This is a genomic window from Bradyrhizobium sp. BR13661 (assembly GCF_029892425.1).
In the GTDB taxonomy this organism is placed as follows: domain Bacteria; phylum Pseudomonadota; class Alphaproteobacteria; order Rhizobiales; family Xanthobacteraceae; genus Bradyrhizobium.
This window is the reverse complement of record NZ_JARXWB010000016.1, coordinates 53,056-76,571: the sequence shown is the minus strand read 5'-3', so window position 1 is coordinate 76,571 and position 23,516 is coordinate 53,056. Positions and strand designations below refer to the sequence as shown.

Sequence of the window (23,516 nt, the reverse complement as noted above, 5' to 3'; positions counted from 1 at the left end):
AATCCGGAGAACAACAGCATGCCCAGGCAGATGGTTTTGGTCGGCTTCCTTCAGGCGCAGAATTGCACGAACCTGCCGAGCTCGTGGCGACATCCGGACTCGCGTAGCGACTCGATGTCGGCGGACTACTACCAGGAAATTGCGAAGATTCTCGAAGCCGGCAAATTCCACATGGCGTTCTTCGACGATCGCCTGGCGATGCCGGACCGCTATGGCAACGACCACGCCCACACCGTCGAATACGGCATTCGCTGCGTGAAGATGGACCCGCTGATCGTGCTGACCACGATGGGCATGGTCACCGACAAGCTTGGCTTAGGGGCAACCTGCTCGACCACCTATTACGAGCCGTTCGACGTGGCGCGCCGCTTTGCCACGCTCGACTTGATGTCGGGCGGACGCGCGGGCTGGAATGTCGTGACCTCGCTCAATGACGGCGAAGCGCTCAACATGGGGCGAGATTCCCATCCCGAACATGATTCCCGCTACGACAAGGCCGACGAGTTCATGGAGGTGGTGCTCGGCCACTGGGATACCTGGGAGGACGGCGCGCTCATCATGGACAAAAAAAGCGGCCGCTTTGCCGATCCGGCCAAGGTGAAGCGGCTCGATCACAAGGGGCCGTCGTTCAAGTCGCGCGGGCCGTTCACGGTGCCGCGCTCGGATCAGGGGCATCCTGTCATCATCCAGGCCGGCGCGTCCGGCCGCGGCCAGCGCTTTGCCGGTCGCTGGGGCGAAGTGATCTTCACCGCCGCGCGCAATCTTCAAGGCGCCAAGGACGGCTATGCGTCCGTGCGCAACGAGGCCGCGAAGGCCGGCCGCGATCCGGAACAGATGTTCCTCTGCAATCTGACGACGCCGGTCTGTGCCGCGACCAAGGCGGAAGCCGAGGACAAGATGGCGCTGATCAACAAGCTGCCGCTGGAGATCGACGCGCTGTCACTCCTCGCCGAGGCGCTCAATTACGATTTCGCCTCCAAGGGTCTCGACGAGCCGCTGACGACGGAGGAACTCAAAAGCATGCAGGGTATCTTGGGCATTCGCGACGGCGTGCTGAAGACATCCGGCAAGAGCAATCCGACTGCGCGCGACTTCGTCACCTTCTCCGGCCGCGGCCACGTGCATGACGCCATGGTCGGCGGCCCCAAGGAGATCGCGGACAAGCTGGAGGAAATGTTCGTCGAGCGCGGCTGCGACGGCTTTGTCATCGCAGCCACTTACGTGCCCGGCTCCTACGCAGACTTCGTGCAACATGTCGTGCCGGAATTGCAGCGGCGCGGTCTGTTCCAAAGGGAGTATCGCGGCAAGACGCTGCGCGAAAATCTGGGCTTAAAGCGGCCGGCCGCCGGCGACTGGAAAGTGCAGCCGCGCGATGCCGCGGAATAACAACGGGGACACGACATGCGCTGGCTGAAATTTACCGCCTCCGGCAAAACCTCCTGGGGGATCATCGAAGGCGACCAGGTGATCGCGGTCGATGGCGATCCCTTCGGCCAATGGCAGCGCACCTCGCACAGGCATCCACTTTCGCAGGTCAAGATCGAGCTGCCGTTGATTCCGCGCACCTTCTATTGCGTCGGCCTGAATTACCTCAAGCATCTGAAGGAAGCCGCCGACAAGGCCGGCACCGTGCCGGCCGTGCCTGATCGACCCGAGATCGGCTATCGCGCGCAGAACGCGCTGATCGCGCATGGTGAGGATGTCGTGATCCCGTCCTTCGCGACCGAGAAGATCCATTACGAGGGCGAGCTTGCCGTCGTCATCGGCAAGAAGGTGAAGCATCTGACCGAAGCGAACGCGCTGGATTGCGTGTTCGGCTACACCATCGGCAACGATGTCAGCGAACGCAGCTGGCAGAAGGCCGATCGCAGCCTGTGGCGCTCGAAGAACGCCGATACGTTCAAGCCGATGGGACCGTGGATCGAGACCGAGGCCGATCTCGCCAGGATGGAGACGATCGTCCGGGTCAACGGCAAGGAGACCAACCGCTTCGCGACCGGCGACATGATCTTTGGCGTGGTGCCGTTCCTGGTCGAGCTGACGAAGTATTTTACGCTCTGGCCCGGTGACGTGATCTGGATGGGCACGGACGGCGCCTCGCCCGACATCAAGCATGGCGACGTCGTGGAGATCGAGATCACCGGCGTGGGGACGTTGCGCAACAGGTTCGTGCGGGAGGGGCAGTAGATCAGCTTGAGCCGACCGACCGGATCTTCACATGATCGATGAAGGCGCGCAGCTTCGGCATGATTTGCCGATGGCCCGGATAGTACAGGAACACGCCGGGTGTCATCGGCGCGAATGGCTCCAGCACACTAGCGAGTTTTCCTGCCGCGATGGCGCCGGTGGCCAGTGGTGCAGGCACTTGCGCAAGACCCACGCCCTCGATCGCGGCACCGAGCATCGTGGGAAAATCGTGGGCGATGAACGGTCCCGACACTGCGATCTCGACAGGGCGGCCATTGTCGATGAGCGACCAAGGTGCGAGCGCTCCGTTTGACCGTCGCAATCTCAGGCAAGCATGCGTGCGCAGATCGTCCGGACGCGCGGGTTGGCCGGCACGGGCGAGGTAGGCGGGGCTGCCGACGACAATGAGCGGGAGCGGCTTGGTCAGCCGCACCGCAATCATGTCGGGGGCGATGAACTGGCCCATCCTGATGCCGGCATCGAAGCCTCCGGCCGCGAGGTCGACCATCTCTTCACTAGCGGCGAGTTCGACCTCGATTTCGGGATAGGCCTCGCAGAACGAGGCGATGAGCGGCTCGAGCAGGATCGGCACGACCGAGCGCGGCACGGTGAGACGCAGCAGCCCCGCCGGCCGCTGGCCGAGCTCACGCGCTGCTCCGCTTGCAGCAACGAGTTCCTCGAAGGCCGGCCTGGCGCGCTCGAAAAATCGTTCGCCTGCCTCCGTCAGGCCAACACTACGGGTCGTGCGGATGAAGAGCGCAGCGCCGACGCGCGCCTCGAGCGCCCGCACGGCCTGACTAATCGCCGACGGCGTCACGGCGAGTTCGGCAGCCGCCCGACGAAAGCTGCGGTGCTGGGCGACGCTGAGGAACGCCTCGACGCCGTCGAGCGCGCCCTGCCTGACTGTGAAGTTCTGCTTCATAGCCCGTCAATATTATCGTGGATAGTCGCTCACGGCTAGACGCCCTAAATCCGGATTGCAAATGAGACGCACCGGAGAAGCGAAACCGATGAAGGCAATCCGCAGCGCCATTCTGATACTCGCCCTCACATTGACAGGTGTTACCGCCATGACCGAGCCATCCGCCGTCCAAGCCCAAACACAAGCGCCCTCGGCCGTAACCACCGGGGTCATGGTCATCCTGACCGCCAAGGCGGGCGTCACACGCGAGCAAATCATGGCCATCATGCCTGATGAAATCAGGCAGACCGTTCAGCTCTATCTCACCGGCAAGGTTCGTGAATGGTATTCGCGGTCCGATGGGCGAGGCGCCGTCTTCTTGCTGGATTCAAAGGATGTCGCCGAGGCTCATGCCACCATGGATGCGCTTCCGCTCGCGAGGCAGGACCTCATCGACCACGAATATATCGCCGTCGGCCCGCTCATGCCGCTCCGCCTGCTCATGGCGAAACCCTGAGCGGCCACAGTCTTCCCCGATCCCACCCGGCGAACCATTGCAAGGACATCCGAACGTGCCACAGGGATTCAATCTTCCGTTCGTCCTCAGTGTCGCAGGCGCCTTGCTGACAAGTGCGGTGGTGGCCTCCGTCTATATTTGGCCCTTTGTCCGTGCAATGCCGCGCCATGACGCCTTGAGACTTCTTGCAGCCTTCCATGCGTTCCGTTTCCTTGGCATGAACTTCATGGTTGCCGGGTTCGTCTCCCCCGAGTTGAACCCGGACTTCGCCAGCCAAGTCGGATGGGGAGATCTGATCGCCGCCACTCTCGCGCTCATCTCGATGGCAGCGCTCTCCTGGGAATCGCCGATCGCCATTCCGATCGTCTGGATCTTCAACATCTGGGGAACGCTCGATCTTCTGAATGCGTATTACGTGGGCGCGACGAAGATTCAGAATCCCGGCCTGTTCGGCGCCGGCATTTATATCCCGGCCCTTTACGTGCCTTTGCTGCTCGTCGGGCACGCTGTGGCCTTCATGCTTCTGCTGAGGCCCGGATCGAAAGCACAGAAATCGTGACGCAACGGCACCTCCCGTGGCTCAAAACGGCAGCGCCACGCTCGTCTTGATCTCCTTCAACACCACGTTGCTGCGGACGTAGCGGATGCCGGGGATGCGGAACATGAATTCGTCGAGGAAGCGGTTGTAGGCGACCATGTCTTGCACAACGACCCGCAAGTGATAGTCCGCGTCGCCGGTGGTCGCAAAACACTCCAGCACCTCGCGACGCTTCGTGACCCGCGATACGAATTCGTCGACGAATTTGGCGTCGTGCCGCTCGAGCGAGACGTGGAGGATGGCCGACATGGCAAAACCCGCCTGCTCGCGCGCGACCAGTGCCGCATAACCGCGAATGACGCCACTTTCTTCCAGCGTACGCACCCGGCGCCAGCAGGCCGAGGTCGACATGCCGACCTCGTCAGCAAGCTGCTGGTTGGTGGCGCGGCCGTCCTTCTGGAGATAAGCGAGAATCCGCGCGTCCTGGTCTTCAGTCATCAAGAGCCCTCAAATCGATGACTTCTACCAAAATTCATCGATTTTTGTAAAATATTACCGTGATGCGCATCACAACGGGATAAATAGGTAAGACCTACCATAGGCCCCGGCTTAACCTCTCTTATCGGCAGGATGCCGCGCGAGGTCCGCATGGACGCCATTTCGTCACTCGACGCTTACGAACTCTCCGACCGCTACGCGCGCGAGGAGGGCCGCGTCTTCCTCACGGGCACGCAAGCGATCGTCCGCATCGCGCTCGACCAGATCAGGCGCGACCGAGCCGCGGGGCTCAACACCGCCGGCTTCATCTCCGGCTATCGCGGCTCGCCGCTCGGCGGTGTCGACCTGGAGCTTTGGCGCATCCAGGAGCGGCTCAAGAAAGACCGCATCGAATTCCTCCCCGCCGTCAATGAAGACCTCGCGGCCACCGCGGTGCTCGGCTCGCAACAGGTCGAGACGCAAGCCGAGCGCGAGGTCGATGGCGTGTTCGGGCTGTGGTACGGCAAGGGCCCTGGCGTCGATCGCTCCGGCGATGCTCTCAAGCACGGCAACGCCTACGGCTCCTCGCCGCATGGCGGCGTGCTGGTGGTCGCTGGCGACGACCATGGCTGCGTGTCCTCGTCGATGCCGCACCAGTCTGACGTCGCGTTCATGAGCTGGTTCATGCCGACGCTGCATCCGGCAAGTGTCGACGAATATCTGGCGTTCGGCGAATATGGCTACGCGCTGAGCCGCTTCTCCGGCATGTGGATCGGCTTCAAGGCGATATCCGAGATCGTCGAATCGAGCGCATCCGTCGCCCTGCGCCCCCCGCGCATCTTCCGCAAACCCGACTTCATGCCGCCGCCGGGTGGGCTACACTATCGCTGGCCCGATCTGCCGGGACCGCAGATCGAGGAACGGCTGGAGGCGAAGAAGCACGCCGTCTACGCCTTCGCGAAAGCCAATCCGATCGATCGCCACATCTACGACATCCCCAATGCCACCTATGGCATCGTCACGACCGGCAAGGCGCATCTCGATCTGATGGAAGCGCTGCGGCTGATGGGCCTCGATGAGGCCGCCTGCCGCAGCATCGGCATCGATATTTACAAGGTCGGCATGGTCTGGCCGCTGGCGCTGCATGACGCCATGGACTTCGTGAAGGGCAAGCGCGAGATCCTCGTGGTCGAGGAAAAACGCGGCATCATCGAGAGCCAGTTCAAGGAATATTTTTACGACTATCCAGGCAGCAAGCCCGAGCGGATGGTTGGCAAACACGATGAGCGAGGGGCACGCTTGATCTCGTGGATCGGCGAATTGTCACCGCGCGCGCTGGCCTCTGTGCTGGCGAAGCGGCTCGATCCGATGTTTCCGGGCCTCAATCTCGCCGCGCGCGCCGCTGCCCTGTTGCCGGAGGCCGAACGGACCATCAACGTCGCGGGCGCAACTCGCACGCCCTATTTCTGCTCGGGCTGCCCGCACAACACCTCGACGAAGGTGCCGGAAGGATCGAAGGCGCTGGCCGGCATCGGCTGCCATTTCATGGCGAGCTGGATGGACCGCGAGACCTCCTCGCTGATCCAGATGGGCGGTGAGGGCGTGAACTGGGCCGCATCGTCACGATTTACCGGCCACAAACACGTGTTCCAGAATCTCGGCGAAGGCACCTATTATCACTCCGGCTCGATGGCGATCCGGCAGGCGATCGCCGCCAAGGCCAACATCACCTACAAGATCCTGTTCAACGACGCCGTCGCCATGACCGGCGGCCAGCCGGTCGACGGCCCCGTCAGCGTGCATGCGATCGCCCACAGCGTCCGCGCCGAGGGCGTGACGCGCATCGCGCTGGTGTCGGATGATCACACCCAGTTTTCTCCTGCGGACCTGCCCGGTGGCGTGACCATCCATCCGCGCGAGGATATGGACGCCGTGCAGCGTGAGCTGCGCGATGTCTCCGGCGTCTCCGTGCTGATCTACCAGCAGACTTGCGCCACCGAGAAGCGGCGCCGGCGCAAGCGCGGGCAGATGGCCGACCCAAAACGCTTTGCCTACATCAACGACCTCGTTTGCGAAGGCTGCGGCGATTGCTCGGTCGAATCCAATTGCCTCAGCGTCGAGCCGAAAGAGACGCCGTTCGGCCGCAAGCGCCAGATCAATCTGTCCGCTTGCAACAAGGACTTTTCCTGCCTCAACGGCTTCTGCCCGAGCTTTGTCACGGTCGAAGGTGGGACGCGCCGCAAGAAGAGCGCGAGCCAGATCGACGCGATCGGCCGCGCCGCAACGCTTTCTCTCCCGCCCCCTCCAACACTCGATCGTCCCTATGATTTGCTGGTGACCGGCGTCGGCGGCACGGGTGTGATCACCGTCGGCGCGCTGATCGGCATGGCGGCGCATCTGGAACGACGCGGCGTCTCGGTGCTGGACTTTACCGGCTTTGCACAGAAATTCGGACCCGTGCTGAGCTTCGTCCGGCTTGCCGCTTCACCCGAGGCGCTGCACCAGGTCCGCATCGACCAGGGCGCGGCCGATGCACTGATCGGATGCGACCTCGTCGTCAGTTCCTCGCCGAAAGCATCCGGCACCTATCGCCGGGGTACACGCGCCGCTGTGAACACCGCGGAGATGCCGACCGGCGACGTCGTTCGCTTTCGCGACGCCGATCTCGCCTCCCCCGCGCGCCTGCGTGCGATCCGGCAGGTCGTCGGCAACGACAATCTCGACACGCTCGATGCGAACGCGCTGGCCGAACGGCTGCTCGGCGACGGCGTCTATGCCAACATCATCATGCTCGGCTTTGCCTGGCAGCGTGGCTTGGTGCCGGTCTCGCTATCGGCCCTGCTGCGCGCGATCGAGCTGAACGGTGTTGCAGTCGAGCGCAACAAGCAGGCCTTTGCATGGGGCCGGATTGTCGCCGCGGATCCCGACTTTGTGCCGAAGGTCGACGAGGCGCCGAAAGCCGAGACGCTTGATCAGATCATCGCCCGGCGCGCGGATTTTCTCACCGCCTACCAGGACGAAGCCTACGCGGCGCGCTACCGGGCGCTCGTGGCAAAAGTCCGGGATGCTGAGGCCGCCCTTAACAGCGAAGCGCTCACCGAGTCCGTTGCCCGCTCCCTGTTCAAGCTGATGGCCTACAAAGACGAATACGAGGTGGCACGCCTGCACATGCAGGGCGGCTTCCTCGACGAATTGAAGCGCGAATTCGAGGACGGGTTCAGCGTCCAGTATCATCTCGCACCGCCGTTCCTGCCGTCCGGCCAAGACGCCCGTGGCCGTCCACGCAAGCGCGCCTTTGGCCAGTGGATCCAGACGCCACTCGCAGCGCTGGCACGGCTGAAGGTGCTGCGCGGAACGCGGTTCGATCCGTTCGGCTACACCGCGGAGCGCCGCGCCGAGCGAGAGCTGATTGCCTGGTACGAGGGCATCATCGCGCAAATGCTGGGCAAGCTCGACGCAGCGCATCTGCCCGATCTCCTCTCCATCGCCAGGGCGCCGATGGACATCCGTGGCTACGGACCGGTAAAGGATGCGGCAATCGCGAAGGTGAAGCCCGAGGTCGAGCAGCTGCTCGCGGGTCTCGCCGCATCTTCGCCGGCAAAGATGCGCGCCACCGGTTGACGCGACGCCGCCAAGGCTTCAGCCTTGCGGATTGAAGAGGCTCCCTCATGGAGCCCTGCAATCGGGTGGCGTATCATGGATTTCGATCAGTTGACCTTGACCCAGGCCGCAGCCGAGCTCGCAGCCGGAAAAATCACAAGCCACGCGCTCACCTCCGAAGCGCTTGCCCGGGCCAAGGCCAAAGCTGACCTCAACGCCTTCGTCACCCTGGACGAGGAAGGCGCGCTGAAGGCCGCCGTCGCGTTCGATACGCAGGGCACAGGCGCAGGCAGCAAACCGCTCGGCGGCGTTCCCATCGTCATCAAGGACAATATCGAGGTCGCGGGGCTGCCCTGCACGGCTGGAACGCCGGGGTTGAAGACCTTCATTCCGAGCACTGATGCACCTGTGGTGGCAAAACTGCGGGCCGCGGGCGCCGTCATCATCGGCAAGACCAACATGCACGAGCTTGCGTTCGGCATCTCCGGCTACAACACCGCGTTCAAGACCGGCACCGAATACGGCGTACGCAACGCCTACAATCACGCACTGATTGCCGGCGGCTCGTCCTCAGGCACGGGCGCCGCGATCGGCGCGCGGATCGTGGCGGGCGGGCTCGGCACCGACACCGGCGGATCGGTGCGCGTGCCCGGCGCGCTGAACGGGTGCGCCTCGCTGCGGCCGACCGTCGGCCGCTATCTGCAGGCCGGCATCGCGCCGATCTCGCATACCCGCGACACCGCAGGCCCGATGGCGGCGACGATGGCTGATGTCGCGCTGCTCGATCGCGTCATTACCGACGGCGATGCGGTCGGAGCGGCTGATCTGAGACAGGTCCGTCTCGGCCTCGTGAAGAGCATGCTGGCGAATCTCGATGCAGACACGCAAGCTGCGTTCGATGCAGCACTCGTCAGATTGAAGGCGCAAGGCGTCACCGTGATCGATATGGAGATGCCGGAACTGGCACAGCTCAACGGCCAGGTCGGATTTCCGGTCGCGTTGTATGAGGCCTATGACGACATGGTCGCCTATCTCAAGCGCACGGGCACAGGCGTCACCGTCGAGGCGATGGTCGCGCAAATCACGAGCGCGGATGTCAAGGGTACCTATGAAGGACTGGTGCTGCCGCGCAAATTGCCGGCGCCCGACGGTAGCTTTGTCGATGCAAAGCCGCTTTACGATCACGCCATCAATGTCGCGCGGCCCGCGCTTCAGGCGCTGTACGCAGAGATGTTTGCAAGCAGCCGTCTCGACGCCATCGTCTTCCCGACCACGCCACGGGTCGCGATCGCGTCCAATCCGGACTCCAGCAGTCTCGAAAATTTCGGGCTGTTCATCCAGAACACCGATCCCGGCAGCAATGCGGGCATTCCCGGCATCCAGATTCCGATCGCGCTGGGCGAGACCAGCAAGTTACCGATCGGGCTCGAGCTCGACGGCCCGGCGGGCAGCGACGAACGGCTGCTCGCGATTGGCATCGCTCTTGATGACGTGTTTGGGCGGATACCGCCGCCGCGCTGACGGTTCCGTCGGCTGGGCCTCACGAATAAGGATTAATCAGCTTCTGCTGCTCGGCGCTGTGGAGCACCAGCATGTCGATGAAAGTCCTGACCTTCGCCGACAGATGGTGGCGGTGCGGATAGACTGCGTTCAACGACATCTCCACCGGCCGGTATTCCGGCAGCAGGCGCACCAGCCGCCCGGCATCGAGATCGTCGCTCACCAGAAATCCGGCGAGCAGGCCGATGCCGGCACCTCCCAACACCATCCGTCGCAGCGCCTCTCCGCTATTGGTGACGAGGCTGCCTGAAACGCGCACCGAGGCGGGCGAGCCTTTGCGATCGAAGAAGCGCCATTCGTCGCCAAAGGGATAGTTGAGGTGGCGGCCGCAATTGTGCGCGGTGAGCTCGGCGAGCTGCAGCACGCGACCATGCTTTTCGAGATAATCATGCGAACAGCACAGCACGTGGCGCCAGGTGGCGAGGCTGCGGACGATCAGGCTGGAATCCGGCGGCGGTGTCATGCGCAGCGCAACGTCATAGCCCTCCTCGATCAAGTCGACATCGGCTTCGCCCATGCGCAGATCGACCTTCACCTCCGGATAGGTCGACAGCATTTTGACCACGACGCCTGCGACGAACGGCACCATGTGGGTGGCGCTGTGAATCCGCAGCGTGCCCCGCGGCACTGACTGTAAGGCACCTGCGATGTCGTCGGCCTGCTCGATGTCAGCGAGGATCTGGGTACAGCGGTCATAATAGGCCTTGCCGATCTCGGTGACGCTGACCTTGCGCGTGGTGCGATTGAGCAGCCGCGCACCGAGCCGCTCCTCCAGCGCCTGGATGTGATTGCTCACCATGGTCGTGGACATGTTGAGCTTGCGCGCTGCGGCGGAGAACCCGCCGGTATCAACGACCCGGACGAAAGCGGTCAGACTGGTCAGCCGGTCCATGAGCGCCTCGGATTATGCAGCGTGGGTGGACAATCAATTTGCTTTTTGGCGGATTATCACAGGCGCCGGGACAGCGCATCTTCCGCGCAGACAGCAGCGCCCCTTCGGAACGGGACGCCCAGGGAATCCGGAGGATGTCATGTCGAATGCCGCTTATACTATTGAAAAAACTGGTAAAATTATCCTGAAACCGTCCCGGAAGGCGATCAAGCGGGCAGCCCTCGGGCTGGCGCTGGCCCTCGGCGTCGCTGTTGCCGGCGACTTTGGCTACGATTACCTGACGACCGGCCGGTACCTGGAATCGACCGATGACGCCTATGTGAAGGCGGACTCCACGATCATCGCGCCAAAAGTTTCCGGCTACATCGCGAAGGTGCTGGTCGGCGACAACGAGCGGGTCAAGGCCGGGCAGGTGCTGGCGAGGATCGACGACCGCGACTTCAAGGCCGCGCTCGGCCAGGCCCACGCCGACGTCGCCGCCGCCGAAGCTTCGGTCCGCAATCTCGATGCCCAGCTCGAGCTGCAACAACCGATCATCGAACAGAGCACCGCTGACGTCACGGCCGCTGATGCGAATTTGAAGTTCGCGCAGGAAGAGCGCGCCCGCTATGACGACCTCATGAAGTCGGGCTCCGGCACGATCCAGCGCGCGCAGCAGACCGATGCGGCACTCCGCGCCAGCAACGCGCAATTGCAGCACGCCAAGTCGGGCCTCGTCGCCGCGCAGCGCAAGGTCGACGTGCTGACCACGCAGCGCGCGCAGGCGACCGCACAGCTCGATCACGCCCGCGCGGTCGCGGATCAGGCGGAGCTGAACCTGTCCTATACCGAGATCACCGCGCCCGTTGACGGCACGGTCGGCGCCCGGTCTTTGCGCGTCGGACAGTACGTGCAGGCCGGCACGCAACTGATGGCGGTGGTTCCGCTCGATGCAGTCTATGTGGTCGCGAACTTCAAGGAGACGCAGCTGACCCATGTGCGCGCAGGCCAGCCGGTCGAGCTGATCGTCGACAGTTTTCGCAATCGCACGCTGCATGGCCATGTCGACAGCCTGTCGCCGGCCAGCGGACTTGAATTCGCGCTGCTGCCTCCCGACAATGCTACGGGCAACTTCACCAAGATCGTGCAGCGTGTCCCTGTGAAGATCGTGCTCGATGACCACAGCCTCACCGGCCTGCTGCGGCCCGGCATGTCGGCGGTGCCGACGGTCGACACCAAGGCGACCGTGGTGGCTGAGTACGAGACCGCCAAGCGCGTTGCCGACAACTCGTTGCGCGCGAACGGCGGCTGACGCCGGAAGGGCTCGGCAGGATTATCAAGTCCTGCCGGATGATCCTTTCCGGACTTCCCTGATTATCGAAACGATCCGCCTAACGCATCCTGTCTCCGTAATGAGACGAGGCTTCCATGAGCACGCTCCAACCGACCATCAACGCCGATTCCGCCGCCAATCTCCCCGCGCCTGCTTCGGCGCCCGCAGCGCCGACAATGTCTACCAAGACATCCACCAAGACCTGGATTGCCGTGATCGGCGCCACGCTCGGCGCGTTCATGGCGGTGCTGAACATCCAGATCGTCAACGCCTCGCTCGCCGACATCCAGGGCGCGATCGGCGCCGGCATCGACGATGGCGGCTGGATCTCGACCTCCTACCTGATCGCCGAGATCGTCGTGATCCCGCTCTCCGGCTGGCTCGCTCAGGTGTTCTCGATCCGGATCTATCTGCTCACCAACGCGGTTCTGTTCCTGTTGCTGTCGGCGGCCTGCGCGCTGGCGCAGGATTTGCCGCAGATGATCGTGCTGCGCGCCGTGCAGGGCTTTACCGGCGGCGTCTTGATCCCGATGGCATTCACGCTCATCATCACGCTGCTGCCGCGGGCCAAGCAGCCGGTCGGCCTTGCGCTGTTCGCGTTGTCTGCGACGTTCGCACCGGCGATCGGTCCGACCATCGGCGGCTATCTCACCGAGAACTTCGGCTGGCAGTACATCTTCTACGTCAACGTCGTGCCTGGCGCGATCATGGTCGGCATGCTCTGGTATGCGCTCGACGCCAAGCCGATGAAGCTGTCGCTGCTCGCGGAAGGCGACTGGGCCGGCATCATTACCATGGCGATTGGCTTGTCGGCGCTTCAAACCGTTCTGGAAGAAGGCAACAAGGACGACTGGTTCGGCTCACCCTTCATCGTCAAGCTCAGCGTGATCGCGGTCGTTGCGCTGACAATGTTCCTGATCATCGAGCTCACGGTGAAGAAGCCGCTGTTGAACCTGCGCCTGCTGGTCCGTCGCAATTTCGGCTTCGGCATGCTCGCCAACTTCCTGCTCGGCGTCGCGCTGTACGGCTCGGTGTTCATCCTGCCGCAATATCTGTCGCGCATCCAAGGCTACAATTCCGAGCAGATCGGCACGGTGCTGGCCTGGACCGGATTGCCGCAGCTCATGCTGATCCCGCTGGTGCCGCGCCTGATGCAGAAGTTCGACGCGCGGATCATCATCGGCATCGGCTTCATTCTGTTTGCCGGCTCGAACTTCATGAACATCTTCATGACCAGCGACTACGCCGCCGACCAGCTGCTGTGGCCCAATGTCGTCCGTGCCATCGGCCAGGCGCTGGTGATGGCGCCGCTGTCGGCTGTTGCCACTGCAGGCATCGAAGCGGAGAATGCGGGCTCGGCCTCGGGCCTGTTCAACATGATGCGCAATCTCGGCGGCGCCGTCGGCATCGCGCTGCTTCAGACCGTGCTGACCAAGCGCGAGCAGTATCACTCCAACGTACTGATGCAGTCGGTCTCGGTGTTCGAACAGGCCACTCGCACGCGGCTGGAACAGCTCACGCAGTATTTCATCAATCACGGCGTGCTCGACCGTGCCGACGCCACGCATCGTGCCTATGTCGCGATCGGACATATCGTGCAGAAGCAGGCCTACATCCTCGCCTTCAGCGACACTTTCTATCTGCTCGGCATGGCGCTGATCGTCGCCCTGATTGCCGTCCTCTTTCTGAAGAAAGCCGGCCATGCCTCGGCCGGCGGCGCTCACTAACCTCAACTTGAAGCAAGGAGACCAACCATGAAGCCCCGCATGAATTTCTACCAGGCTGCCCCCGACACCATGAAGGCGCTGATGGCGCTGGAAGAGCAGATCCAGTCCACCGGACTCGAGAAGTCGCTGATCGAGCTGGTCAAGATCCGGGCCTCGCAGATCAACGGCTGCGCCTTCTGCATCAACATGCACACCGAAGACGCCCGCAAGCGGGGCGAGACCGAGCAGCGTATCTACCTGCTCGACGCCTGGCGCGAATCCCCGCTCTATACCGACCGCGAGCGCGCCGCGCTGGCCTGGACCGAGTCGGTGACGCTGATTGCCGAGACGCACGCGCCCGACGATGTCTATGAGCAGGTTCGCACCCAGTTCTCCGATGCGGAGACGGTGAACCTGACCGCGCTGATCGGCGCGATCAACGCCTGGAACAGACTGGCGATCGCATTCCGCGCCGTGCATCCGGTGAAGGTGAAGGCGTCGGTGGCATAGGCCACGGCGTCGTACCTACATCCACAACTGTCACGCCCCGGCTTGACCGGGGCATCCAGTACGCCGCGGCCCATCGATAGAAACACAACCGTCTCGGAGTACTGGGTCGCCCGGTCAAGCCGGGCGATGACAGTGGTAGGTGCGGCCTAAACCGCCGTCGCCTTGGCGAACTCCACGTAGATCTCGCGTAGGCGCGTTGCCATCGGGCCGGGCTTGCCGTTGCCGATCATGTTGCCGTCGATTGCGATCACCGGCTGCACGAACTGGGACGCGGAGGTGATGAAAGCCTCCTTCGCGGCAAGCGCTTCGGCGACCGTGAACGATCTCTCCTCGACGCGAAGCTGGCGCTCTTCGGCGAGCGCAACCACGGCCTTGCGCGTGCAGCCTGGCAGGATCGCGTTGGAGTTCTTGCGGGTGACGATGACGTCGTCCTTGGTGAGGATGAAGGCTGACGACGAGCCGCCTTCGGTGACGTAGCCGTCTTCAAGCATCCAGGCTTCACCCGCGCCGGCTTCGGCGGCAGCTTGCTTCGCCAGCACCTGCGCCAGCAGCGCCACGCTCTTGATGTCGCGGCGCTCCCAGCGGATGTCGGGCACCGTGATGACGTTGATGCCGGTCTTGGCCGAGGCGGCGTTGATGATGTCCTTTTCGGAGGTGAACATCACTAGGCTCGACTTGACGTCCTCCTTGGGGAACGCGAAGTCGCGCCCCTTGTCGGCACCACGCGTAACCTGGAGATAGACGAGGCCGCTGTCGATCTTGTTGCGGGCAATCAGCTCCTTCTGGATCTCGGTGATGCGCTCGAGCGTCTCCGGAAGCTTTAGTTTGATCTCACCGACCGAACGCTCCAGCCGCGCCAGATGCGAGGCGTTGTCGACCAGCTTGCCGCCGAGCACGGCCGAGACCTCGTAGATGCCGTCGGCGAACAGGAAGCCGCGGTCGAGGACCGAGATTTTTGCCTCCGAGAGCGGGACGAATGAGCCGTTGACATAGGCGGTCGAATCCAAGGCTGGTCTCCTGGTGGGAAAGGGGGATTTGGCGCCGTTATACGCGAAATGGGGGCGCCGAACACCCTCGTTTCGTCAAACCGGGTGGCGCGAGGCGCCGAACCCGGGCGACGGCGGAACTAATGCGACAGAATCTTCGACAGGAATTTCTGCGCGCGGTCGCTTCTCGGCTTGCCAAAGAAGTCGTCCTTCGGGGCATCCTCGACGATCTCGCCGCGATCCATGAAGATCACGCGGTTGGCAACCTTTCTGGCAAAACCCATTTCGTGGGTCACGACCATCATGGTCATGCCCTCCCGGGCGAGATCGACCATGACGTCGAGCACCTCGCTGACCATTTCCGGGTCGAGCGCCGAGGTCGGCTCGTCGAACAGCATCACGATCGGATCCATCGCGAGCGCGCGCGCAATCGCAACGCGCTGCTGCTGGCCGCCGGAGAGCTGCGCCGGGAATTTCTGCGCTTGTTCCTTCAGGCCGACGCGCTCCAAGAGCTGCATGCCCTTGGTGACCGATTTGTCGTGCGCGCGGCCGAGCACCTTCTCCTGCGCGAGGCAGAGATTGTCGATGATCTTCAGGTGCGGAAACAGCTCGAAGTGCTGGAACACCATGCCGACGCGCGAGCGCAGCTTCGGCAAATTGGTCTTGGGATCGTTGACCTTGGTGCCATCCACCGAGATGTCGCCGCTTTGGAACGGCTCCAGCGCGTTGACGCATTTGATCAGGGTCGACTTGCCCGAGCCCGAGGGGCCGCAGACCACCACGACCTCGCCCTTGGTGACGCTGGTGGTGCAGTCGGTCAGCACCTGGAAGGTCGGGCTGTACCATTTATTGACGTGGCTGATTTCGATCATGACCGACTTGCTCTAGCGGATGATGGCGATGCGCGCCTGGAGGCGGCGGACGCCGAAGGACGCGATACAGGAAACGGTGAAGTAGACGATTGCGGCAAACAGATACATCTCGACCAGACGGCCGTCGCGTTGCGCGACCTTGCTGGCAGCACCGAGGAAATCGGTGATCGACAGCACGTAGACCAGCGAGGTGTCCTGGAACAGCACAATGGTCTGTGTGATCAGCACCGGCAGCATGTTTCGGAACGCCTGCGGCAGCACCACGTAGCGCATCGTCTGCGCGTAGGTCAGGCCGAGCGCGTTGGCCGCTGCCGGCTGGCCCCGCGAGATCGACTGGATGCCGGCGCGCATGATCTCGGAGAAGTACGCCGCCTCGAACATGATGAAGGTGATGAGCGAGGACGCGAACGCGCCGACGCTGATGGGCCGCGAGGCGCCAGTCAGCCACTGTCCGATATAAGGCACCAGGAAGTAGAACCAGAAGATCACCAGCACCAGCGGCAGCGAGCGCATGAAGTCGACATAGACGCCGGCGATGCGCCCGAGCGTCTTGTAGCCGGAGAGGCGCATCAAGGCGATTGCCGTACCGAACACGAGGCCGCCGAGGGCTGCAAGCCCGGTCAGCATCAGCGTGAACGTCATGCCCTCGTAGAACAGATAGGGCAGCGCGCGGATGATGACTCCGAAATCGAAATTGCTGAACATAGCGCTATTTCCCCGTGATGTAGCCGGGGATCGCAACCCAGCGCTCGAGGAAGCGCATCGCGGTCACGACGACGGCGTTGACGAGGAGATAGAGGATGGTCGCGGCCGTGAAGGCCTCGAACACCTGGAACGAGAATTCCTGCATCGAGCGCGCCTGTCCGGTCAGCTCGATCAGGCCGATGGTGATGGCGACCGCGGTGTTCTTGATGGTGTTGAGGAACTCGGAGGTCAGCGGCGGCAGGATGATGCGGAACGCCATCGGCAGAAGGATGTAGCGATAGCCCTGCATCGTGGTGAGCCCGAGCGCGGTCGCGGCCATCTTCTGTCCGCGCGGCAGCGACGAGATGCCGGCCTGCAATTGGATCGCGACGCGAGCCGACATGAAGAAGCCGATACCGATCGCCGCGGTCCAGAACGGCGCGTTCGGCAATTGCTTCAGCCACAAGCCGGCGGCCTTCGGCAGCAATTCGGGCAGCACGAAGAACCACAGGAACAGCTGCACCAAGAGCGGCATGTTGCGGAAGAACTCGACCCAGCAGAAGCCGAACCAGCCGGCGGCCTTGGAAGGCAGCGTCCGCATGACGCCGACGATCGAGCCGACGATCAGCGCGATGATCCAGGCGAGCACGGCCGTCTTCAGGGTCAGCACCAGACCCGACAGCAGCATGTCGAGATAGGTGCCGGTCCCCATCGGGTTCGGTTCGAAGAAAATTCCCCAGTTCCAGTGGTAGTTCACGTGTCCCCCGCGCGAACGCGCCAAATAAAATGGCCCGAAAGAAGTTCTGGGCGCCTATGCAAATGTCCGGCCACTCCTGAGTCAAGAGTGGCCGGACATCAATCCCGATCCGGAGATCGAGGTTATATCTTACTTATAGTCGTCCGGGTTCGGCGAGTCCGAAGGTTTGGCGAACTCGTTCTTCAGCTCGGCCGAGATCGGCGAGTTGAGGTTCAGGCCCTTCGGCGGGATCTTCGCGGTGAACCATTTGTCGTAGATCTTCTGGCCTTCACCCGAGGTGTAGAGCGCAGCGGTGGCCGCATCGACCACCTTCTTGAACGGCGCGTCATCCTTGCGCAGCATAATGCCGTAGGGCTCGGGCTTGGAGAACGCATCCTTGGAGATGGCGTAATCGTCCGGCGACTTCGAACCGGCGACGAGGCTCGCGAGCAGGATGTCGTCCATCACGAAGGCGACCGCGCGGTCGGTCTCGACCATCAGGAAGGCTTCGGCATGGTCCTTGGCCGGGATGATGTTGGCGCCAAGGCTCTTTGCGACATTGGCCTCAGTCAGCTGCTTGATGTTGGTGGTACCGGCGGTGGAAACCACCGCCTTGCCCTTGAGGTCGTCGATCGACTTGATGCCGCTCGACTTCTTGAACACGTAGCGGCTGGCGGTCAGGAAGTGGGTGTTGGTGAAAGCAACCTGCTTCTGACGCTCGGCATTGTTGGTGGTCGAGCCACATTCGAGGTCGATGGTGCCGTTCGCCATCAGCGGAATACGCGTGGCCGAGGTCACCGGATTGAGCTTGACCTCGAGCTTGTCGAGCTTAAGCTCCTTCTTCACGGCGTCGACGATCTTGTAGCAGATGTCCATCGCGAACCCGACGGGCTTCTGGTTGTCGTCGAGATAGGAGAACGGGATCGAGGAATCGCGGAAACCGAGCGTGATGGCGCCGGTGTCCTTGATGTTTTTCAGCGTGCCGGTCAGTTCCTCGGCGCCGGCCTGGCTGACGGCAAAGGTCGCGACGAGCGCGATGCCGATGTGACGGAAATGTTTCACTTTTTCTCCCCTTTCAGGATGATGCGGCCGGATGCAAGCACATCTCGGCCCGGATTAGAATGTGACTTTCGGCTGGACGCCGGCTCAGGCTTGTGGGCTCAGGCAAGCGGCCTGGGTAATTCGCCGAGATCCCAGAACAGCCCGGCCATCACCGTCAAGGCCTCTTCGGTCAATGGCAGCAGGATGTGCTCATTGGGCGCATGCTGGGAACAGCCGGGATAGGAGTGCGGGACCCAGATCGTCGGCAGGCCCAGAACTTCCGAAAACACATCATTCGGCAGTGAGCCGCCGAAGTTCGGCAGCACCGCCGGTGCCTTGCCGGTGGTGTTTTGGATGGAATCCGCCGCCCATTTGATCCAGGGGCTGTCGAAATCGGTGCGCGAGGCGGCAAAGCTCTGCGCCGCCCGCACCTCGACCATCGGAAAGCCTTTGGCGACCAGATGCGCCCTGATAGCGTCGATCAGGCCATCGACCTTGGTGCCGACGACGAAACGCAGTTGCAGCACGGCGTTGGCATGGCCGGGAATGGCATTTGCCGGCTTCCCGATATTGCCCGACGACATCGCCAGAACTTCCAGCGTGTTCCAGGCATAAAGCCGCTCGGCCGCGGACAACCCCTCCTCGCCCCAATTCTCCGCAAGCGCTGGCTCGTCCTCGGTCGGCACCACCTGCACATCGGCAAGATAGCTGCGGATCTGGTTGGTAAGCCGCGGCGGCTTCAGCGCGTCGAGCTGAAGCCGGCCGTGGCCGTCGACCAGCGTCGAAATCGCGTTGACCAGAATGGTCGCGGGGTTGGCGAGCACGCCGCCCCAATTGCCGGAATGATGGCCGCCGTCGCGCAAGGCCACGTCGAGATGAATGCGGATGCCGCCGCGGCAGCCGAGGAACAACGTTGGCCGATCCGCCGACAGCCGCGGCCCGTCAGAAGCCATGAACAGATCCGCCTTCAGCGCCTCGCGGTTGAGGTCGCAGACCTTGCCCAGATCAGGCGAGCCGATCTCCTCGCCCATCTCGACGATGAACTTTGCATTGAAGCCGAGCTTGCCGCCGCGGGCCTCGCGCACGGCGCGGAGCGCCGCCATGTTGATGCTGTGCTGGCCCTTGTTGTCGGCGGTGCCGCGGCCATAGAGGCGCGTGCCTGCAACCGTCGTGCGCCAGGGATCGCGGCCATCGCGCCACTCGCCTTCCATGCCATCGACGACGTCGCCGTGGCCGTACACCAGAACGGTCGGCAGCGAGGCACTCTCGTGATGCTCGGCAAACAGGAACGGCGACTTGCCGCTTGGGGATTCGACGATGCGACTGGTGAAATCGAGCGCCGCGAAGGCCGGCACCATCTCCTGCTCCAGATAGGCGCGCAGCTCGGGGCCCCGTGACGGATTCTGGCTCTCGGTCTTGAAGGCGACGCGGCGGTCGAGTTCAGCGAGGAACGCACCGGATTTGAAGTCGTCCCGGGTGCGGGCGATGGCGTCGGCTCTGGTCATCAGTATCGTCTTCAACTTGATGGAACGAGGCAGCGTAGCGGACTACGCGGACGCTCGAAAGTGGCGGGGACTTGTGATTTCGTTCTTGTTCTCTTGAGCTTGGCTTGCCAAGGCAGTCGTGCCGCCATTTTAGCCTTGCCAAGCGCAAGCCTTTTCATTTTGGCCCTTGCTAAGGGCCAATTATATGCAAGAACGTCGCCAAGTTGGGGCGCACGTCTATCATTTGAAGAGCGCTCAGTACAGGGCGCCGGGGTACCAGCATGGCCAAGCAGATCAGGCTTAACGCATTTGCGATGAATTGCGTCGCGCATCAGTCCCCGGGGTTGTGGACCCATCCGCGCGACCGCACCGCCGAATATAACCGCCTGCCCTACTGGCTCGACCTGGCCAAAACGCTGGAACGCGGCCGTTTCGACGGGCTGTTCCTGGCCGACGTGCTCGGCGTCTACGACGTCTATGGCAATAGCCCTGACGCAGCCTTGCGCAATGCAGCACAGACGCCCTCGAACGAGCCGCTGCTGCTGCTCTCGGCGATGGCGGCGGTGACGAAAAATCTCGGCTTCGGCGTCACCAGCAATTTGTCGTTCGAGCCGCCCTACCCCTTTGCGCGGCGGATGTCGACGCTCGATCATCTCACCGAGGGACGGATCGGCTGGAACGTCGTCACCGGCTATCTCGACAGCGCAGCGCGCGGCGCCGGCAAGGACAAGCAGACCGGGCACGACGACCGCTACGACATCGCCGACGAATATATGGAGGTGGTCTACAAGCTCTGGGAGGGCAGCTGGGAGGACGACGCCGTGCTGCGCGATCGCAAGCACGGCATCTTCACCGACCCCAGCAAGGTTCATCGCATCAATCATGAGAGCGCGAACTACCGCATCAACAACACAATTCATTTGAGCGAGCCGTCGCCCCAGCGCACACCCGTGCTGTATCAGGCCGGCACCTCGCCGCGCGGCCGGCAGTTCGCGGCCAAGCACGCCGAATGCGTGTTCATGTCGGGGCCATCGGCCAAGATCATCGCGCCGCGCGTCTCCGCGATCCGTGAGGAAGCCGCAAGGCTTGGCCGCAACCCGGCGGAGATTCTGATGTTCAACATGATGACGATCATCCTCGGCAACACCGAAGCCGAAGCGGCGGCGAAATATGCCGACTACCGCTCGCACATCAATCCGGAAGGCGCGCTCGCCTTGATGTCGGGATGGACCGGCATCGACTTCTCCGGCTACGAACTCGACCAGCAGGTCCGTCACGTCCAGAACGACGCCGGCCGCAGCGCGCTCGACAATGTCACCCGCGGCGACCCCGATCGCGTCTGGACCGTGCGCGACGTCATCGAGCATGTCGGCATCGGCGGTGCCGGCCCGGTCGTGGTCGGCACGCCCGAAAGCGTCGCCGACAAGATCGAGGACTGGTTCGAGAAGACCGACGTCGATGGCCTCAACGTCGCCTTTGCGATCTCGCCCGGCGATTTCGAGGACATCTCCGACATGCTGGTGCCGGAGCTGACCAAGCGTGGCCGCTACAAGCCGGAATACGCCAAGGGCACGCTGCGGGAGAAGCTGTTCGGCGACGGCCGCGCCCGGTTAGATGCGCCGCATCCTGCGGCCGGGTATCGCGTGGGGAGGAAAGGGTAGAAGCCACACCTCGCTGTCATGCCCCGGCTTGACCGGGGCATCCAATACGCCGCGGCTTCTCCATAGACAATAGCAGCCTCTGGAATACTGCATCGCCCGGTCAAGCCGGGCGATGACACTGAGCACGTGGAAGGTTCGGCCGCGCCGCTACACCTTGCCGTCCACCATCACCTCGATCAGCTTCGTCCCCGGTCGGCCAAACGCCGACGCCAGCGTCCCCTTCAGCTCGCGCGGATCGTCGATCTTGATCGCTTCACAACCTAGTGCCTTCGCGACGCCGGCGAAATCCACGGGCGGATCGGCGAAATCCATGCCGACATAATTGTCGTCGCCATGAAACGCGAGCAGGCGCTGCTTGATGATGCGGTAGCCGCCATTGTTGGCGATGACGACGTTGAGCGGCAGCTTGTGATGCGCCGCGGTCCACAGCGACTGGATCGAATACATTGCGCTGCCGTCGCCGGAGAAACACACCACGGGTCGATCCGGATTGGCGATGCTGGCGCCGACCGAGGCCGGCAGGCCCCAGCCGATGCCGCCGGAGGCAAGGCCGTGATAGCCATAGCGATCGCGGTGCGAACGTAAGCTCGTGATCTGGCGGCTAGAGGTGAGGCCTTCGTCCACCAGGATCGCGTGGTCGGGCATCGCCTCGACCATCTGCAGCACCAGATAATCAGGATCGATCGGCGTGCGGCCGGCGCTCTTGCCGATCTGCTCGACCAGCGCGGCGCGGCGCGCGGTCCAGTTCTTCGGTGCGAGTTCGGCGAGGCGCTGCTTGGCGCGGCTCGCCAGTGCCGCACCGCCCATCTCCTTCAGCACCGGGATCAGCGCGCGCAGCGTCTCCTTCACATCCGCCTTGAGCGCGATCTCAGCGCCGTAATTCTTGGCGATCTCCCAATCGACGAGACCGATCTGGACGATGTCGAGACCATCGGGCAAGGCATCAACCTCGCTGTAGACCGACATCCGCAGGGGATCGCCTCCGAGCGCGATCAGGAGATCGTAAGGCGCGAGCGTATCGCGCGCGACCTTCTGCACGCGCGCCAGCGTTCCGACGAAGCTTGAGCTTTCGGAAAGGAAGTGCGCGCCATAAGGCGTTGAGGACTGATAAGCAGCCGCACCGAGCAGCTCGGCGAGTTCGGCGGCTTCCTTCAGCGCATCGCTCTTGACTACCTCGTCCATCGTGACGATCACAGGGCGCTCGGCCTTGAGCAGGCGCGCGGCGAACGCCCTGAGCGCTTCGTCCGACGGCTTTGTGCGCGCGTCGATGCGGGTGGATCGGCCGAGATCGATGCCGGCTTCGCTGTTGAGGATATCGCCGGGCAGCGAGATGAACACCGGTCCGGTCGGCGGCGTCATCGCGACCTTGGCGGCGCGGCGCACGATGCGCGGCAGATCCTCCAGCCGCGTCACCTCGACCGCCCATTTCACCAGCGGCTCGGCCATGCGCACCAGGGGGCCATAGAGCACCGGCTCCATCAGGCCGTGGCCCTGCTCTTGCTGCCCCGCGGTCAAAATCATCGGCGTGCCCGTGAACTGGGCGTTGTAGAGCGAGCCCATCGCGTTGCCGAGGCCGGGCGCGACATGGACGTTGCAGGCGACGAGCTTTCCGGAGGCGCGGCTGTAGCCGTCGGCGATCGCCACCACCAGGCTCTCCTGCATCGCCATCACATAGGTGAGGTCAGGATGATCCTTCAGCGCATGCATGATCGGCAACTCGGTGGTGCCGGGATTGCCGAACAGATGCGTGATGCCTTCGTCCTTGAGCAGCGCGAGAAAGGCGGAACGGCCAGTGATCTTGTTCTTCATGTTTCCTCCGAGAGCGGACGACGCCGCAAGGACGAGAGCATGA

At 63.2% G+C, this 23,516-nt stretch carries 20 protein-coding genes; 10 read left to right on the top strand and 10 right to left on the bottom strand.

Annotated features, from left to right (window positions below; translation table 11 throughout):
- Positions 1-18: 18 nt before the first annotated feature.
- The gene (locus tag M2427_RS24965; protein ID WP_280709417.1) at positions 19-1,386 is read left to right on the top strand and encodes an LLM class flavin-dependent oxidoreductase; all 1,368 of its coding nucleotides are present in this window, start codon (positions 19-21) and stop codon (positions 1,384-1,386) included.
- 15 nt (positions 1,387-1,401) lie between these two features.
- Positions 1,402-2,187, top strand: coding sequence for a fumarylacetoacetate hydrolase family protein (locus M2427_RS24960; RefSeq protein WP_280709416.1), 786 nt, complete (start codon positions 1,402-1,404; stop codon positions 2,185-2,187).
- 1 nt (position 2,188) lies between these two features.
- On the opposite strand, the gene M2427_RS24955 is transcribed toward M2427_RS24960, so the two are convergent.
- Positions 2,189-3,109 (bottom strand): LysR family transcriptional regulator, encoded by a 921-nt coding sequence (locus M2427_RS24955; RefSeq protein ID WP_280709415.1) that lies wholly within the window; start codon positions 3,107-3,109, stop codon positions 2,189-2,191.
- Between the two features lie 88 nt (positions 3,110-3,197).
- Here M2427_RS24955 and M2427_RS24950 point away from each other — a divergent pair, with 88 nt between their 5' ends.
- Together M2427_RS24950 and M2427_RS24945 are read left to right on the top strand one after the other, a co-directional pair.
- A complete protein-coding gene (locus M2427_RS24950) occupies positions 3,198-3,605 on the top strand; it encodes a hypothetical protein (protein WP_280709414.1) in 408 nt (135 codons plus the stop codon).
- A gap of 55 nt (positions 3,606-3,660) precedes the next feature.
- The gene (locus M2427_RS24945) at positions 3,661-4,164 is read left to right on the top strand and encodes a hypothetical protein (RefSeq protein WP_280709413.1); all 504 of its coding nucleotides are present in this window, start codon (positions 3,661-3,663) and stop codon (positions 4,162-4,164) included.
- Between the two features lie 21 nt (positions 4,165-4,185).
- On the opposite strand, the gene M2427_RS24940 is transcribed toward M2427_RS24945, so the two are convergent.
- A complete protein-coding gene (locus tag M2427_RS24940; protein WP_280709412.1) occupies positions 4,186-4,641 on the bottom strand; it encodes an Lrp/AsnC family transcriptional regulator in 456 nt (151 codons plus the stop codon).
- A gap of 150 nt (positions 4,642-4,791) precedes the next feature.
- On the opposite strand from M2427_RS24940, the gene M2427_RS24935 reads away from it, so the two are divergent.
- Positions 4,792-8,241: an indolepyruvate ferredoxin oxidoreductase family protein gene (locus tag M2427_RS24935; protein WP_280709410.1), complete on the top strand. Its 3,450-nt coding sequence runs from the start codon at positions 4,792-4,794 to the stop codon at positions 8,239-8,241.
- Positions 8,242-8,316: 75 nt separating this feature from the next.
- Positions 8,317-9,741 (top strand): indoleacetamide hydrolase, encoded by a 1,425-nt coding sequence (gene iaaH, locus M2427_RS24930; protein ID WP_280709408.1) that lies wholly within the window; start codon positions 8,317-8,319, stop codon positions 9,739-9,741.
- A gap of 19 nt (positions 9,742-9,760) precedes the next feature.
- Here iaaH and M2427_RS24925 read toward each other — a convergent pair whose 3' ends face one another.
- On the bottom strand, positions 9,761-10,672 hold the full coding sequence (locus M2427_RS24925) for a LysR family transcriptional regulator (RefSeq protein WP_280709406.1): 912 nt from the start codon (positions 10,670-10,672) through the stop codon (positions 9,761-9,763).
- A 139-nt stretch (positions 10,673-10,811) separates the two neighbouring features.
- Here M2427_RS24925 and M2427_RS24920 point away from each other — a divergent pair, with 139 nt between their 5' ends.
- The 3 genes from M2427_RS24920 to M2427_RS24910 all read left to right on the top strand — a co-directional run bounded on the left by M2427_RS24920 (position 10,812) and on the right by M2427_RS24910 (position 14,200).
- The gene (locus M2427_RS24920) at positions 10,812-11,963 is read left to right on the top strand and encodes an HlyD family secretion protein (RefSeq protein WP_280709404.1); all 1,152 of its coding nucleotides are present in this window, start codon (positions 10,812-10,814) and stop codon (positions 11,961-11,963) included.
- 116 nt (positions 11,964-12,079) lie between these two features.
- Entirely contained in the window at positions 12,080-13,711 is a 1,632-nt protein-coding gene (locus M2427_RS24915; RefSeq protein WP_280709403.1) for an MDR family MFS transporter, read from the top strand.
- 27 nt (positions 13,712-13,738) lie between these two features.
- The gene (locus M2427_RS24910) at positions 13,739-14,200 is read left to right on the top strand and encodes a carboxymuconolactone decarboxylase family protein (protein ID WP_280709402.1); all 462 of its coding nucleotides are present in this window, start codon (positions 13,739-13,741) and stop codon (positions 14,198-14,200) included.
- A 146-nt stretch (positions 14,201-14,346) separates the two neighbouring features.
- Here the strand turns inward: M2427_RS24910 and M2427_RS24905 are convergent, their stop codons facing one another.
- From M2427_RS24905 to M2427_RS24880, 6 genes are all read right to left on the bottom strand, one after another.
- On the bottom strand, positions 14,347-15,207 hold the full coding sequence (locus tag M2427_RS24905; protein WP_280709400.1) for a D-amino-acid transaminase: 861 nt from the start codon (positions 15,205-15,207) through the stop codon (positions 14,347-14,349).
- Between the two features lie 119 nt (positions 15,208-15,326).
- On the bottom strand, positions 15,327-16,058 hold the full coding sequence (locus tag M2427_RS24900; RefSeq protein WP_080134881.1) for an amino acid ABC transporter ATP-binding protein: 732 nt from the start codon (positions 16,056-16,058) through the stop codon (positions 15,327-15,329).
- Between the two features lie 12 nt (positions 16,059-16,070).
- Positions 16,071-16,763 (bottom strand): ABC transporter permease subunit, encoded by a 693-nt coding sequence (locus M2427_RS24895; protein WP_280709398.1) that lies wholly within the window; start codon positions 16,761-16,763, stop codon positions 16,071-16,073.
- A 4-nt stretch (positions 16,764-16,767) separates the two neighbouring features.
- On the bottom strand, positions 16,768-17,499 hold the full coding sequence (locus M2427_RS24890) for an amino acid ABC transporter permease (RefSeq protein WP_280709397.1): 732 nt from the start codon (positions 17,497-17,499) through the stop codon (positions 16,768-16,770).
- 129 nt (positions 17,500-17,628) lie between these two features.
- Positions 17,629-18,540 (bottom strand): amino acid ABC transporter substrate-binding protein, encoded by a 912-nt coding sequence (locus M2427_RS24885; protein ID WP_280709396.1) that lies wholly within the window; start codon positions 18,538-18,540, stop codon positions 17,629-17,631.
- Between the two features lie 98 nt (positions 18,541-18,638).
- A complete protein-coding gene (locus tag M2427_RS24880; RefSeq protein ID WP_280709395.1) occupies positions 18,639-20,024 on the bottom strand; it encodes a M20 family metallopeptidase in 1,386 nt (461 codons plus the stop codon).
- A gap of 260 nt (positions 20,025-20,284) precedes the next feature.
- Here M2427_RS24880 and M2427_RS24875 point away from each other — a divergent pair, with 260 nt between their 5' ends.
- A complete protein-coding gene (locus tag M2427_RS24875) occupies positions 20,285-21,664 on the top strand; it encodes an LLM class flavin-dependent oxidoreductase (RefSeq protein ID WP_280709394.1) in 1,380 nt (459 codons plus the stop codon).
- 147 nt (positions 21,665-21,811) lie between these two features.
- On the opposite strand, the gene M2427_RS24870 is transcribed toward M2427_RS24875, so the two are convergent.
- The gene (locus M2427_RS24870; RefSeq protein ID WP_280709392.1) at positions 21,812-23,473 is read right to left on the bottom strand and encodes a thiamine pyrophosphate-binding protein; all 1,662 of its coding nucleotides are present in this window, start codon (positions 23,471-23,473) and stop codon (positions 21,812-21,814) included.
- Positions 23,474-23,516 lie beyond the last annotated feature (43 nt).